Genomic DNA, 15887 nt, shown 5'->3' with positions numbered 1-15887 from the left:
TAATGATGAACAAACAATTTTTACTACTTATAATCTGCACCATTACATTTGGTTTTAAAAGTATAGCCCAAGAAGATATTCCTATTGCAAATGGTAAAGAATACACCATTGCAGATATTAAGGTAACCGGAAGTTCTAATTATAGCGAAAACACAGTAATTACCTTTACCGGCTTACGTGTAGGAGAAAAAATATACATTCCGGGAGACCGCATGAGTAATGTTATTAAAAAGCTTTGGGACCTAGGGCTTTTTAGCGACATTAATTTCTATATAGATAAAGTTGAAGGAAACGATGTTTATCTGGAATTGGAAATTCAAGAAGTTCCTGAACTTAGAAATGTAAAAATTAACGGGTTAAAAAAGAAAAAACACCGTGAAGAAATACTCAAAAAGAATAAGCTCAAAGCTGGTACAAAAGTCACCGAAAACCTTATTGCTACCACGCGTGCTAACATTAAAGAAAAATACACCAGCGAAGGCTACCTCAATACTGATGTAAAAATTGTTACCCGTGAAGTAAAAGACACTGCAGACGTTCAACAATCCAACAGCAAAGTTGATATGATTGTGAATGTAGAAAAAGGCGATAAGGTAAAAATCAAATCGGTTAATATTTCAGGAAATGAAGTTTTCAGCGATTGGAAAATAAGACGACAAATGAAAACCAAGCGTAAAAACTTTTTACGCTTTTGGAAACGCTCTAAATTTATTGACGAGCAGTACGAAAAAGATAAAGATAAAATCGTAAAAAAATACAAGTCACAAGGTTATCGTGATGCCAGAATTGTTTCAGACTCCATCATCCGATTAGATGAAGACGATATAGCTATAAACCTAAAAATAGAAGAAGGCAATAAATATTATTTTGGTAATATTTCTTTCTTAGGAAACAGTGTTTATTCAGATGAACAATTAAAACAAGTTTTAGGTATTCAAAAAGGCGATGTTTATAACGGTGTCTTATTAAAGAAAAAAATTGCCGATACCGAGAGACCGGATGGAGACGACTTAACCAATCTTTACCAAAACAACGGTTATTTATTCTCTCAAATCAATCCAGTTGAAACAAGGGTTTATAATGACACCATTGATTTTGAAATAAGAATTGTTGAAGGAAAAGAAGCTTATTTTGACAATGTAGTGGTAAAAGGAAACGATAAAACCAACGATCACGTAATTTATAGAAACCTAAGGACACGTCCCGGTCAAAAATACAGTAAAGAAGATGTCGTTAGAACCGTTCGTGAATTAGGGCAATTAGGCTTTTTTGACGCAGAGCAATTAAGCCCTGAATTTAAAAACGTAAACCCTAACGACGGTACACTAGACTTAGAATACAATGTAGTAGAAAGCGGTGCCAGCCAAATTGAATTGCAAGGAGGTTATGGCGGCGGTGGCTTTGTTGGTACATTAGGTTTATCTTTCAATAATTTCTCTTTAAAAGGAATTTTTGATAAAGATGCTTACAAACCCTTACCTATGGGAGACGGTCAAACGCTTTCTTTAAGAGCACAAGCAGCAAGCTACTACCAAACCTATAGTTTATCGTTTTCTGAGCCTTGGTTGGGCGGTAAAAAACCTATTAGGTTAACCACTTCATTTTCCCATACCATTCAGTATTACTATGATTTCTACAACAGGGATAAAAATTCCAATAGAAGTTTCTTAATTACTGGAGGTTCCATAGGACTCGCCAAAAGGTTAACTATACCCGATGATTACTTTACACTTTCAACAGCATTAAGTTTTCAACATTTTAACCTTAAAAATTACAACGTAGGTCTGTTTAATTTCCCTGATGGATATTCCAATAATTTCGCAATTACTGTTGGGCTAAGCCGTGATAATACTTTCACTAATCCTATTTACCCGATGGGAGGTTCTAAATTTAGCATTACCGCAAAATTCACCCCTCCTTATTCACTTTGGAATGGTATTGACTATGGTAACCTAAAAAACAAACCGGAATATCAAGATGAAAACGGAAATCCTGATTTAGCTAAAATCGATCAGCAAAAATTCAACTGGTTAGAATATTATAAAATTAAATTTAACGGAGATTGGTACAATAATTTATTCGATAAATTTGTTTTAAGAACTAATGTTGAATATGGTTTCTTAGGAGCTTATAACAATGATCGTGGAATCCCACCTTTTGAAAGGTTCTATCTAGGTGGTGATGGTTTAGGAGGCTACAGTCTTGACGGAAGGGAGACTGTTCGTTTAAGAGGTTACCCTAACCAATCGTTAACACCTATCGACAGAAATTACACAGCTACCACACGTGGTGCTACAAGAAACGATGGAGCAACCATCTATAATAAATATAGTTTAGAATTGAGATACCCTATTACCTTAAAGCCATCAGCATCTATTTTCGCTTTAACCTTTGCAGAAGGAGGAGCATCATACGATGGATTTAGAGATTTTAATCCTTTTGAATTAAATCGTTCTGCTGGTTTTGGAGTTCGTATATTTATGCCGGCCTTTGGTCTATTAGGAATTGATTTTGGATATGGTTTCGATCCTATTCCAGGAACCAATTCTGGACCTAATGGATGGGAAACCCATTTTATTATCGGTCAACAGTTTTAAGCTTTGGCACGATATTTTCTATAAACAAAAAAATTATGAAAAAAAGATTTTTATTTGTATGCTTGCTTTTTCTTAGCTCCTTAGCGATAACTGCTCAGAGAGGAATTAAAATGGCCTATATTGATATGGATTATATTTTAAAAAATGTACCGGAATATCAAGAAGCCAGTCAACAATTAGAAGCAAGGGTACAAAAATGGAGATCTGAAATTCAGAAAAAAATGCAGAATGTCGAAGACATGAAGCAAGACCTAAGCAATGAAAGAGCACTTTTAACCAAAGAGTTGATTGAAGAGCGAGAAGAAGAAATTGCTTATGAAGAACAAGCGATCTTAGAATATCAGGAAGAAAAATTTGGACCCCAAGGAGCTTTTATTGTTCAAAAAAGACAATTGGTTCAACCGGTACAAGATCAAATTTTTAATGCCGTGCAGGAAATAGGCGAGAAAAGACAATATGACTTCATATTTGAAAATTCTGCCGATGCGCTTTTACTTTTTTCAGCAAAAAGGCACGATATTAGCGATCAGGTTTTAAATATCATTCAACGTTCTTCTAGAAAGTTAGATTTAGAAGATAGAAGAAAACAAAAGGAAGAGGAAGAAAACAGCAAAATTGAAGAGCCCTATAAGTCTGTTGAACAAGCGGCAGAAGACAAAGAAGAAGCTGCTGAAAGAGATGCCATAAGACAAGCAAAAGAAGATGAAAGAGAGCAGATGCTTAACGAAAGACAACAAAGAAGAGATTCAATTAGAGCTGCAAGGCAAAAAGAATTTGAAGAAAGAAGAGCTAAATTATTAGAAGCACGAGAAAGAAGAAGAGATTCTTTAGAAAAGCTAAGAAATCAAAAAAATAATACCACGCCACCAGGCAGATAAAAGTTTAAATAATAATCAATTAAATAAATCTAATTACCTTAATTTTTATATCAATGAAAAAGTTTAGAACATTATTAATAGCATTATCTTTTGTTTTTGGAGCAGTAGCATTAACAAATGCACAAGATTCCAAAATTGCTCACATAAACACTCAAGAGCTAATTGAGTCTATGCCCGCCTACAAAGATGCCATGTCTCAATTACAAAAACTAGAAAGCACCTACAAAGCAGATATCGAAGATTTACTAAAAGAAGCGCAAAGCAAAAATCAAAGATACCAGCAAGAAGCTGTTAACAAAACAGAAGAAGAAAACGCTAAAAGAGCGCAGGAGTTACAGGAAGATCAACAGAAAATAATGCAATTCCAACAGAATGCCCAAAAAGAGCTTCAAAAGAAAGAAAATGAATTACTGAGACCAGTTTATGAAACGGCTCGTAAATCTATCCAAAAAGTAGCAAGAGAAAAAGGATTTGATTATGTATTAGATTCTACTACAGGAGCAGGTGGAGTAATCTTGGCAGACGGATACGATTTAATGCCTGATGTTAAATCTGACCTAAAAATCTAAAGAAAAAATAAAACTTATATTTATTTTAAGCACTTTCATTAATTTTGAAAGTGCTTTTTTATTTATGAAGAAATCTCAACCCATAGGCATATTTGATTCCGGTATTGGCGGCACTTCCATTTTTAAGGAAATTCACACACTACTGCCTTCTGAAGATATTATTTATCTAGCAGATAGTTTTAATGCCCCCTACGGAATAAAATCTAAAGAAAAAATTATAGCGCTGAGTAAAAAAAATACAGAGCTATTACTACAAGAATCTTGTAAAATTATCGTAGTAGCATGTAATACCGCAACAACTAATGCTATAGATTTTCTAAGGAATAATTATGATGTACCTATTATTGGGATTGAACCTGCCATTAAACCTGCAGCTTTAAAAACCAAACAAAAAGCAATAGGAATCTTAGCTACAAAAGGAACTCTTTCGAGCGAATTATTTAATAAAACTTCCGGATTGTTTGCCAAAGATGTTGAAGTTATCGAAGTAATCGGTTCAGGATTAGTAGAAGCAATTGAAGCCGGTGAAGAAAACACGCCATCCACAAAAAAATTACTAGAAGAATTGCTTCAGCCTATGTTAGCAAAAAGTATAGACTATCTGGTCCTGGGTTGCAGCCACTACCCATACCTTATCCCAATCTTACAGGAACTCTTACCAAAGAATGTGGTTATTATCGATTCTGGAGAGGCTGTAGCGCGTCAAACAAAATTTATACTTAACAGCCTCGGACTTTTAAATGAAGAGCAAAAAAAAGCTTCTATTAGTTTTTACACCAATAAAAGCCCTGAAATATTAAAGCATTTTGTACCCGATCATCCGGTACACTATTTAGATTTTTAGTAATTAATCGCTGGACAGTTACATTCGTAAGGTTTAGAATCTTCACCAAAGTTGTAACCTAGGGTAATTTGATGGAAACCAGAATTAGATAAAACGATAGAATTTGCTTGATAAGTATAAGTATAAGCAAACATGAAGTTACCATAGTTTATTCCCACAAAAGGAGAAACATATTGTAGTTTTTGGTTATCTACAGAAGTACCATTTGTTGTGTATTCTGCCCCATCAAAACTTCTTCTATAAGATAAACCTCCCCAAAGTTTACCAAAATCAAAATCACGGTAAGCCTTAAAATTCACATCAATAGAAGCCTCTGAGGTTTCTTCTTTTACCTTAAACAAAATAGAAGGCTCAAAAGCCCATTCGGTACTGTAAGGATCGATTATATAGCCGGCAGAAAACAAGTATTGCCTTTGATTATCACTTTCAAATTCTTGAGAAAAAATATCTCTTTGTTGCGGGATTAAGTTATTTACCGTAAAGTGAGCATAAAACTCAAAAAGGTAATAAGACATCCCAAAATCTACATTAAAAAAAGAATCCCTTTGTCCTGCACCAGAAATAATTGGATCGTTAGGGTTAGGACCTCCTATTAAATCACTTTCATCCAACTTTTCCTGTAAAACTCCAACATTTAAACCAAACGAAAGCTGGTTTAAGTCAATCCTATTTCGAGATAAAAGTAAATGATAGGCAAAAGTAGCATATACCCCTTGTTGGGAAAACCTACCATTACTATCATTGTATAAAATGGCACCGAGACCAACATTTTCCCCTACTCTACCATTTAAACTCGCTGTTTCAAGTGTTGGAGCATCATCTACACCAAACCATTGTCGTCTTCCCGTAAGTCTTAATTTGGTTTGAGAAGCCGCTCCTGCCATTGATGGATGGACTAAATAAAGATTATCTGTTAAATAATCTGAATAGACTGGAATCCCACGCTCTTGCGCTTGTAAACCAAATGAACCAATAAAAAGTAGAAGTATTAATAAAGGGTTAAGTTTTTTCATGGGTAAAAAAGGGTTATTTCGTCACTAAAATAAGCTTTAAAACAACTTTTGCAAAATTTGTTGCTAAATTGTTAAAGTCTTATAACTATCGGCAAATATATTAATTCTAATTAAACCACCTAAAATAAGATAAGTTAAGCAATTAGATAAATTTAATAATAAAATATTGCCCGTAAATATATTGATTTCATTGTATTTCTTTTAGTATTTTTGTCGAAAATTTATGTTATGAGTAATTATTCTATAGAAATAAAGCCTACCAATAATACTTCCATCATTAAATTTGAAGCCAATTCATTCTTAATAAAGGGAGAAGGCTTTGAATTTAAAAATATAGACGAAGCCAAAAATTCTCTACTTGCGCAGCAATTATTCCATCTTCCTTTTGTTAAAACGGTTTATTTAGCACAAAATTTTGTTGCCATCGAAAAATATAACATTGTTGAATGGAAAGATGTAGAAAACGAAGTTGCTGAACAAATTGAAAATTACTTAAATTCTGGTCAAGAAATCGTAAAAGAAACCAAGCAGAACATCCCGATTACCGTTTATGCAGAGAGCACACCCAACCCAAAGGTGATGAAATTTGTAGCTAACAAAAAATTAGTTTTACAATCCATTGAATTTAAAAATATTGATGATGCTAAAAATTCTCCTTTAGCACAAAAATTATTTCACTTTCCTTTTGTAAAAGAGGTGTTTTTTGACGAAAACTATGTTTCTATCAATAAATACGATATGGCTGAATGGGAAGAAATCACCATGGAATTACGCGAATTCATCAGAAATTTCTTGCAAGAAGGAAATGATGTATTATTAGATGACATAAAAGCAGGAAACTCTTCTTCAGCTACTACAGAAAACACCAGCCAAGAAGTTTCTACTGAAAATTTAGACGATATCTCTAAACAAATTGTAGCGATTTTAGATGAATATATAAAACCTGCCGTAGCAAGTGATGGCGGTAATATTATGTTCAATTCATATAATCCCGAAACTAAAAATGTAAGTGTCGTTTTACAGGGAGCTTGTAGCGGATGTCCTTCTTCCACCATTACTTTAAAAAATGGAATTGAAACGATGTTAAAAGAAATGCTTCAAGGAAAAGTAAATACTGTAGAAGCGATTAATGGGTAAAACTGTTATTGATTTCACACCAATAAAAAAGGAGAATCAAATTTGATTCTCCTTTTTTTATTTAAAGTGTTTTATACTTAAAACTCTCGTTTAGCATCTTCATAATATTCTTTAAACAGCTGAAGAAGACTCATGGTAGAAGTTACCAAATCTTTTGTCTCCAATAGCAGACCAAAGTACAGCTTTGTATTTTTTGGACTGGTTTCAGAAGTTCTAATACGTTCAATTTGTTTTTGAATTAATCCTGAAACTTTATCTACAAGGGCTTGTTTATCGTTTAAAATCTGATCGATCCTAGAGAAAGAGTGATTATCAAAAGTTTCGATGATTTCATCAAAAAGCACTTGCATTTCCCTATCAATACTCTTTAAGTCCCTAATCTGATTAAATTTCAAATTCTTATGATTGTTATTCACGTGGCGATAACTAGAGCGTGTAATCTGCCCAATTGACTGAACCATATCTTGAAGGATATCTAAAAACAAGATATAAAATTTACTTGCTCCTACTGAATTATCTTCCAATGACTTTATAAAGTAGAACACGTTATCTTTCAACTCATCCACTTCATCTTCTAAGTTATTCAGCTTCTTGGTATCTTTTCTGAGTTTACTTAAATCGTGATACCCAAGGTGATCTACCGTTTTACTGTAACGCTTATTAATACCATTAATTACACTAGAAATATTTTGAGAAGTTTCTATGGTAATTTCATTAATCGTAATAATATCATGACGATTAAAACGCTTCTTGCTTTTTTCTTCTTTAACCTTTTTAGAATGAATTATTGCACTTCTAATGATTAAAACAGCCGCTAAAACTACTAAAATCGCTAAAGCAATATTACCGCCATACCAAATGATAGCTGCAAAAATAGCAGCAGCTAAAAATGCTACCCCAGCAGTAACAAACCAACCACCAACAACATTCACCACTCCGGCTACACGATAAACAGCACTTTCTCTATCCCAAGCGCGATCTGCCAAAGAAGTACCCATCGCTACCATAAAAGTAACATAGGTAGTAGATAATGGTAATTTTAAATTAGTACCTATTGAAATCAATATACTTGCCACTACTAAGTTGACAGAAGCTCTTACGGTATCAAAAGCTGGAGCATCAACTCTTCTATCAGCTAATGCTGAGTTAGGTTTCTCAAACTTAGATTCTATTTTGTTTTTTACACGTCCGGGAAGTATGCTTGTTACCACATTACTTGCCACAACAGAATACCTTACTAAAATTCTAGCTAAAGAATTAGGTTCAAACCTTTCTGCTCCGTCTCCCTGCCTTGCTAAATTCACACCTGTATCAACGACTGCCCTAGCTTTACTGGACAACCAAAGCGTAAGCACCATTACTCCTCCAGCAATGATTAGTAAAAATTCTGGGGTTTGTACACTTCCGGCAAGACCATTCATCGCAAATTCTGAAGGCAAAACACCTGAAGTCTCATAAGCCGTTTGCCACAATCCAAAAGATTGCCATGCGGCTATGGGAACTCCTATAAAGTTCACCAAATCGTTTCCGGCAAACGCTAATGCCAAGGCGAAAGTTCCTATTACAATAATCGCTTTTAATATATTGGTTTTAAAAACAGACATTAATAATTGAGAAACCAAAGACCAAAAAACAAAGCTTATTAAGATTATTAACCAAGTATGCTCATTCACATAGTCTTTTAAATCAGAAGATAAAAAAGTAATACTTTTCATCCCTTTAATAAAGATGAAATAAGAAATGGAAGCCATAGAAGCACCTCCAAAAATAGCACCGAAGTATTTTAATTTCTTTTCATATTGAAAGGTAAATACCAATCTCGAAATATATTGTACAACAGCACCAATAGTAAACGCCACTACTACAGAAAGCAAAATACCCAATACAATTTCAGTTGCTTTAGCTGTATTTATATATTCTGAAAGTAAAGAAAGGGACTCTTCTTGCGTATAAAGTTTAATAACCGCTATAGAAACTGCCGCACCCAATAATTCAAAAACAATAGAAACCGTGGTGGAAGTTGGTAAGCCTAATGAATTAAAGAAATCAAGCAGCAAGACATCGGTAATCATCACCGCCATAAAAATAATCATGATTTCATCAAAATAAAACTGGCTAGGCATAAAAATACCTTTTCTGGCTACTTCCATAAGTCCGCTGGAAAAAATAGCCCCTACTGCTACCCCTAAACTCGCAACAATCATGATTGTTCTAAGAGAAATAGCCTTAGACCCTATAGCAGAATTTAAAAAGTTAACAGCATCGTTACTCACTCCTACTACCAAGTCTGTAATTGCTAGGGCAAAAAGCACCACAAGCATTACAATATAAATATTCTCCATAAATAGCTTTTATTTACAATCTGCAAAAATGCCCTAATAATTTAAAATTTTTCAGCTTCCATTGTTATCAAAACATTAAATCAAAAGCCTATTCTTATTAGACACAAAGCTTGTAACTTTATCATTTTGATGCCAATATTACTCAATTATGCAAGAACTAAAAAATATACTTTCTAAAGAATCCAGTCCTTATTTATTACAGCACGCACAAAACCCCGTAGCTTGGCAGCCTTGGGACGATAAAGTTTTAAAACTTGCTAAAGATAACAATAAACTTTTATTAATAAGCATTGGTTATTCTGCCTGCCATTGGTGCCATGTGATGGAACATGAATGTTTTGAAGATAAAGAAGTTGCTCAATTAATGAATAAAAACTTTATCAACATTAAAGTTGATCGGGAAGAACGCCCGGATGTTGACCAAATCTACATGAATGCTCTACAAATTATGACCGGGCAAGGCGGTTGGCCATTAAATATTATAGCTCTTCCTGATGGTAGACCGGTTTGGGGAGCTACTTACCTGCCTAAACAAAAATGGATGGGAACACTTCACCAACTAAAAGATCTATTTCAGCAATCACCGGAACATATGGAAGAATACGCTGAAAAATTAGCAGCTGGAATGAAGCAATTGAACCGACTGGTTGTTGAAGAAGTAGAGGAACAAGAATTCTCTTCTTCTTTTTTAGAGGAAGCCATCCACCAATGGTCAACAAAATTTGATTTAGAGAATGGAGGCTTTAAAGGTGCTCCAAAATTTATGATGCCCAACAACCTTTCATTGCTATTACGCTACGGATTTCAGCTCAAAAACAAAGAAGTTCAAAATTTTGTTGAATTCAGTTTAGAAAAAATGGCAAAGGGCGGAATTTACGATGCAATTGGTGGCGGATTCTCACGATATAGCGTAGATGAACGCTGGCACATCCCACATTTTGAAAAAATGCTTTATGATAACGCTCAATTAATCGAATTGTATACAGAAGCTTATTCCGTTTATCAAAATGAGATTTTTAAAAATGTAGTAGAAGAAAGCATAGAATTTATAGAACGGGAACTTACTGCACCGCAAGGTTATTTTTATGCCGCCCTAGATGCCGATAGTTTAAATGAAAACAATAAAAAAGAAGAAGGTGCTTTTTATAGTTGGAAAAAAGAAGAGCTTCAGCAAGCCTTAAAAAATGATTTTGAAGTATTCGCCGAATATTACAATGTGAATCCCTATGGTTATTGGGAAAACAACAATTATGTCTTTATCCTAACGAAAAGCGAACAAGAAATTGCAGATAAATTTTCTTTATCTCTAGAAGGACTTCAACAGAAAATTAAAAATTGTAAAAAAATTCTATTCCAAAAAAGAAAGGAAAGGCAACGTCCTGCTCTAGACGACAAAGGACTTACATCTTGGAACGCCATGATGATTAAGGCTTATGCTAAAGCCTATCAAGTTTTTCAAAAAGAAGATCATTTGCATTCGGCGGAGAAAGCAATGCATTTTATAACTGAAAATTTATTGGAAGGACTTCTGCTATTTAGAAATTATAAAAACCAAAAAAGTATTCGGGCAAATTTGGAAGATTACGCACTGTTGATTGATGCTTTAATTGAATTATACCAAACTACTTTTAAAGTCCCTTACCTAACACTAGCTAAAAATTTAACTCAAAAGGTTTTTGAAGATTTTTATGATGCAGAAAGTAATTTTTTCTTTTTCACTTCCAAAGATGTACAATTAATTCAGCGAAGCATAGAAACGCAAGACAACGTCATGCCTGCCTCTAACTCTGTAATGGCAAACAACCTCTTTAAGCTTTCAAAATTTTACCTGGATGCAGATTGGCGGAAAGTAGCTGAATTAATGCTGAAAAAAATCACTCCTCAAATCAATGATTATTTTTCAGGCTACAGCAACTGGCTTTCTTTATATTTAAATTATACAGAAGAATATTATGAACTGGTATGTTCTGTAAAGAATGATTCTGCCATTAGGAAAATTCAACAAAACTATTCCCCTCAACTAATCTGCTGTGTGACACAAGAAGAAATTCCTTTAACTCAAGGTAAAGAAAGTAACGAAGAATTTTACTTTCTTTGCCAAGAAAATTCCTGTCAAGCACCACAGAAAAGCATAGAACAGGTGCTATCTGGATTTTTCAAATAAGTTTAACAAAAATTAAACGAAGAAAAAGGTAAAAATTCATTTAAATTGAAAATTCTAAAAATTAAACTTAAAAATTAATTATGGAGAAACTTAACGATTTTTCTCAACTAGCTAAAGAATACATCGAAAAATTCATAGACTTTTTGCCCGATTTAATCGCGGCCATTTTAATCCTCATCATAGGATTTTGGATTGCCAAGCGATTGATAAAATATATGAAAAAAGCCCTTCAAAAGAAAGATTACGATCCTGCCTTAGAAGGTTTTTTAACCACTTTAGTGAGTTGGGCTTTAAAAATATTGGTAATTATTGTTGCTATTTCGCAAGTAGGTATAGAAACTACTTCGTTAGTCGCAGTACTTGGTGCCGCAGGTTTAGCTATAGGATTAGCCCTACAAGGCTCATTAGCCAATTTTGCCGGTGGGGTTTTAATTATTATTTTGAAACCTTTTAGAATTGGAGACTGGATTGAAGCCCAAGGAGTTTCCGGTAGCGTAAAAGAAATAAGTTTATTTTACACCAAAATTGACACGTTTGGCAATCAAGAAGCAGTTATCCCTAATGGAAGCTTGGCTAACGACAATATTGTAAACTACACAGTAAATGGTAAACGCCGTGAAAACTTAAGCTTTGGTATTTCTTATGATGATGACATTAAGAAAGCAAAAGAAGTATTAATGCAATTAGTAAAAGAACAAGATGGCATTCTAGAAGATCCTGCTCCGCAAGTACTCGTTTCTGAATTGGCTGATAGCTCAGTTAACTTCTCGGTACGTTATTTCGCCCCTAACGATAAATTCTGGGATATTCACTGGAATATGATTGAGCAAGGTAAAATTAGATTAGAAGAAGCTGGCATGACCATTCCTTATCCTCAAAGAGACATTTATGTTTACGATCAGACAAAAATGAACGGAACAGTAGAAAAGGAATCTAAGAAAGAGGCTTAATTTTTCTTATTTACCTTAAAATCCTTTAAATAATAAGGCTCAAAATAAGCGACATCTTCGGTGTCGCTTTTTTTGTACTTCTCTTCAGAAAGCTTCACCATTTCCCTAGCAGAAGGAAGCGCATCTATAAAAAATGCATTTTTAGCGCTAGAAATTTCTTCAAACTTCTTCACTCCGTCTCCCACAAAATGAACAGGAATAAAATCGCTAAAATAGTTTGCAAAAGAATCTTCTTCTAAAATTTTAGCTTCCACAGGAGAAATCAATACATGTCTATTAGAATAAACCGCGGTATAGACTTCCATACGACGAGCATCCAACATTGGGACAATCACTTCTTCTTCCTTAGCTGAAATTTGCTTTGCCAATACGGTTAAGGTAGAAACAGAAATAAGAGGAATATCCAAGCTAAAACACAGTCCTTTGGCTGCGGAAACACCTATGCGCAACCCCGTATAGGAACCTGGGCCTTTACTTACCGCAACAGCATCTAAATCTTTATAATCTAAATTTACTTCTTTTAAGGCTTCCTCAATAAACAGATGTAGTTTTTCTGCGTGGGAATAGCCTTTTTCTTTATCTTCTTTTAAAACGGCAACTTCTCCATTAATTCCAATTGCTACCGAACAATTGGTGGTAGAAGTTTCTAAATTTAAAATCGTAGCCAAAAAGTTTTATTTTTTGTTAGCAGATTGTACTTCAACTTTATCTCCAGATTCTAAAACTTTGGTAACGATGTTATACGGACCGGTAATCACCTCATCTCCATCTTCCAATCCGGAAATTACTTGAATATTACTATCGTCCTGAATACCTGTTTTCACCACCTGAAGTTTTGCTTCTTCTCCTTTTTTCAAAAATACGCATTCAAACGTTTCTTCACTAGCATTTTTAGAAGCTTTTCCTGTTTTGGTTGCTGTAGTATCGTTTTTAACAACAATAGAACTAATAGGTACGGCAATGATATCTTTTTCTCGATTGGTAACAATATCGACTGTAGCCGTCATTCCCGGTCTAAACGGGTAATAATCTTCTGGCTTCCCTTCAAGTAAATCTTGATAAGAATCTTCTAAAATTCGAACTTTTACATCAAAATTGGTTACTTGATCGGCGGTTAAATCGTCTGCGGCAGAATTGGAAATTTCAGTAACAATACCTGTAAATTCTTTTCCTAAGTATGCATCTACTTCAACTATAGCAGAGTCACCAACAGCAACTTTTACAATATCATTTTCGTTTACTTCTACCTCTACTTCCATTTCACCTAAGTTAGCTTCTCGCAAAATTTCGGTTCCGGCCATTTGTTGAGTTCCCACAACACGTTCTCCTAATTCTGCGTCAAGCTTAGAGATCGTTCCGCTCATCGGTGCATAAATAGTAGTTCGGTTTAAATTGTCTTTTGCTTCATTAACACTAGCAGCAGCACTTTGCACATTATAGTAGGCCGATTGTTTATTGGCTTGGGCTACTTCATATTGAGAAACAATATTATCCCATTCAGATTTCGAAATAACCCCCTTATCGTATAAGGTTTTGTTTCGCTCATAATTGGCTTTTGCTTGTTTTAAAGAAGCTTCGGTTTGCGACAAATTGGCTTTTATATTTTGGTAACTTGCTTCCGAACGCTGTAAACTACTTTGGTATAGATCTGGATTTATTTTCACCAATAAATCCCCTTTTTTCACTTCTTGCCCTTCCGCTATTGGAAGTTCTATAATTTCCCCGGAAACTTCTGAAGAAAGCTTTACTTCTACTTCCGGTTGAATTTTCCCAGTTGCAGAAACGGTTTCGGTAATATTCATCTTTTCAACAATAGTGGTTTCCACTTGTTTAAAATTACCGGTCTTCCCAAACAGTCCTGATTTTTTCCCAACAATAAGGGCAATAATCAAAACTACAACAACAAGGAGGATAATAAGAAGTGTTTTCTTTTTCATGGATTATAATTTAATATCTTCAGGATCTACTCCAAAGTATAATTCTAAAACCTTTAGCTTAAAAATATAATTATACTTGGCTTGAATTAATTGACTTTGGGTATTAGACAGCCTGAATTTAGATTGACTAAAATCGAACGCATTGGTCAAACCTACATCATAACGATCTTGAGCATAGGCATAGGCTTGCTCTTGTGATTCTAATGCAGTTTTAGCTGCTTCATAGGCCTTCGCAGAACCTTGCGCATCTACATAAGCTTGATATATGTTAGACTCTAAATCGAGTTTTGCCTGCTCTAATTGATATTCTGCTCTTTTTACGTTTATTTCATTACGCTTTACTGAATTTCTTGTCGAAAAGCCATTCAAGATAGGCACGTTAAGTTGTACCCCGTAAGAAATACCATCATTTAACCATAACTGATCAATAAATGGTCTAGGCGGAAGGGTTTCTAATGCAAAATTTGGAGCTACAACTACTTCACCTGTAGATTCAACCTGACCAATAACCTGAGTGGGTTGACTAGAATCTACGCCACCTTGGGTAATTCGTTCAGCTCCCGACTCACGCGTATTATAATTAAAAAACGCACTCAAGGAAGGGTAATAAGCCGACTTTGATATTTCTACATCCTTTTCAGCTAGTTCAACATTTTGTTCGGCTAGTTTGATTTCATATCTATTTTCTTTGGCATTATCGATGATTTCTTCTGGTTTTTGATCAAGAATACTAGCCATAGGAGTATTGTAAGTTTCCTTTACTATATCAAAATTTTCATAATCTTCAATCAATAAAGTTTGTGCTAAACTTATTAATGCTATACGAACATTGTTTTCGGCAACAATAATTTGCTGTTTTTCGTCAGCATTGGTCGCTTTTATTTCTAACAAATCTCCTTCTGGTAAAGTTCCTGCATCTACCAAGTCTTGTGTTCTTTGATATTGTTCTTTTGTTAATTGGTTTTGTTCTTTTAAAACTTCCAACACTTCTTTATTCACCAACACTTCTAAATAGCTATTGGCAACAAACAAAGCAATATCATTTTCCATTTGCTCCAAGGAATACATCGCGGCAATTCTCGAAAGTTTTGCACGTTGCAATTGCCTTAAGTTTCTTAAACCATTAAACACATTAACACTAGCAGTAACACCAGCAGATAAATTTCGCGTAGTTTGATTTTGAAGTACTCCTGTCGTCACATTTTGGGTTAAACCTGTATTCCACGAGTTAGAAGCTTGTCCATTTATACTAGGCAAATAATTTCCAATGGCATCAGATTTATCTATTTCAGCTGCTTCTAAATCTAACTGTGATTGTTTTACAGATATATTATTTTCCAACGCATAGGTAACACACTCTCGTAAAGTCCATTTTTTACCTTCTTGCGCATGGGCGGTAAAAAACACACCAAATAATGCTGCGATAAGGGTTAATTTTTTCATGCTGATTGATGAT

12 protein-coding genes are annotated in these 15887 nt (G+C 34.4%); 7 read left to right on the top strand and 5 right to left on the bottom strand.

Going from position 1 to position 15887, the window contains the following annotated elements:
- Positions 1–5 precede the first annotated feature (5 nt).
- From FVB9532_RS10000 to murI, 4 genes are all read left to right on the top strand, one after another.
- Positions 6–2597 (top strand): BamA/OMP85 family outer membrane protein, encoded by a 2592-nt coding sequence (locus FVB9532_RS10000; RefSeq protein WP_150545133.1) that lies wholly within the window; start codon positions 6–8, stop codon positions 2595–2597.
- Positions 2598–2632: 35 nt separating this feature from the next.
- On the top strand, positions 2633–3475 hold the full coding sequence (locus tag FVB9532_RS09995; RefSeq protein ID WP_150545069.1) for an OmpH/Skp family outer membrane protein: 843 nt from the start codon (positions 2633–2635) through the stop codon (positions 3473–3475).
- Positions 3476–3528: 53 nt separating this feature from the next.
- Positions 3529–4044 carry an OmpH/Skp family outer membrane protein gene (locus tag FVB9532_RS09990; RefSeq protein WP_150545068.1) on the top strand — a complete coding sequence of 172 codons (516 nt, stop codon included), beginning with the start codon at positions 3529–3531 and terminating at the stop codon, positions 4042–4044.
- Between the two features lie 64 nt (positions 4045–4108).
- On the top strand, positions 4109–4888 hold the full coding sequence (gene murI / locus FVB9532_RS09985; RefSeq protein ID WP_150545067.1) for a glutamate racemase: 780 nt from the start codon (positions 4109–4111) through the stop codon (positions 4886–4888).
- On the opposite strand, the gene FVB9532_RS09980 is transcribed toward murI, so the two are convergent.
- Positions 4885–5901: a PorP/SprF family type IX secretion system membrane protein gene (locus FVB9532_RS09980; protein ID WP_150545066.1), complete on the bottom strand. Its 1017-nt coding sequence runs from the start codon at positions 5899–5901 to the stop codon at positions 4885–4887. The genes murI and FVB9532_RS09980 overlap by 4 nt on opposite strands.
- A gap of 228 nt (positions 5902–6129) precedes the next feature.
- On the opposite strand from FVB9532_RS09980, the gene FVB9532_RS09975 reads away from it, so the two are divergent.
- Positions 6130–7038 carry a NifU family protein gene (locus FVB9532_RS09975; protein WP_150545065.1) on the top strand — a complete coding sequence of 303 codons (909 nt, stop codon included), beginning with the start codon at positions 6130–6132 and terminating at the stop codon, positions 7036–7038.
- 77 nt (positions 7039–7115) lie between these two features.
- On the opposite strand, the gene FVB9532_RS09970 is transcribed toward FVB9532_RS09975, so the two are convergent.
- Positions 7116–9380 carry an inorganic phosphate transporter gene (locus FVB9532_RS09970; RefSeq protein ID WP_150545064.1) on the bottom strand — a complete coding sequence of 755 codons (2265 nt, stop codon included), beginning with the start codon at positions 9378–9380 and terminating at the stop codon, positions 7116–7118.
- Between the two features lie 148 nt (positions 9381–9528).
- On the opposite strand from FVB9532_RS09970, the gene FVB9532_RS09965 reads away from it, so the two are divergent.
- Together FVB9532_RS09965 and FVB9532_RS09960 are read left to right on the top strand one after the other, a co-directional pair.
- Positions 9529–11544: a thioredoxin domain-containing protein gene (locus tag FVB9532_RS09965; RefSeq protein ID WP_150545063.1), complete on the top strand. Its 2016-nt coding sequence runs from the start codon at positions 9529–9531 to the stop codon at positions 11542–11544.
- Positions 11545–11624: 80 nt separating this feature from the next.
- Positions 11625–12494, top strand: coding sequence for a mechanosensitive ion channel family protein (locus FVB9532_RS09960; protein WP_150545062.1), 870 nt, complete (start codon positions 11625–11627; stop codon positions 12492–12494).
- Here the strand turns inward: FVB9532_RS09960 and tsaB are convergent.
- Genes tsaB through FVB9532_RS09945 form a run of 3 tightly spaced genes read right to left on the bottom strand, consistent with a single transcriptional unit; the run spans position 12491 to position 15874 of the window.
- Positions 12491–13162, bottom strand: a complete 672-nt coding sequence (gene tsaB, locus FVB9532_RS09955) for a tRNA (adenosine(37)-N6)-threonylcarbamoyltransferase complex dimerization subunit type 1 TsaB (protein WP_150545061.1) — start codon at positions 13160–13162, stop codon at positions 12491–12493. The two genes, FVB9532_RS09960 and tsaB, sit on opposite strands and share 4 nt — an antisense overlap.
- Before the next feature lie 6 nt (positions 13163–13168).
- On the bottom strand, positions 13169–14431 hold the full coding sequence (locus FVB9532_RS09950; RefSeq protein ID WP_150545060.1) for an efflux RND transporter periplasmic adaptor subunit: 1263 nt from the start codon (positions 14429–14431) through the stop codon (positions 13169–13171).
- A 3-nt stretch (positions 14432–14434) separates the two neighbouring features.
- Positions 14435–15874, bottom strand: a complete 1440-nt coding sequence (locus FVB9532_RS09945) for a TolC family protein (RefSeq protein ID WP_150545059.1) — start codon at positions 15872–15874, stop codon at positions 14435–14437.
- Positions 15875–15887 lie beyond the last annotated feature (13 nt).

The sequence above is a fragment of the Mesonia oceanica genome (assembly GCF_902499555.1).
GTDB lineage: Bacteria > Bacteroidota > Bacteroidia > Flavobacteriales > Flavobacteriaceae > Mesonia > Mesonia oceanica.
The sequence above is the reverse complement of the archived record's forward strand: the minus strand, read 5'-3'. Positions and strand labels throughout refer to the sequence as shown.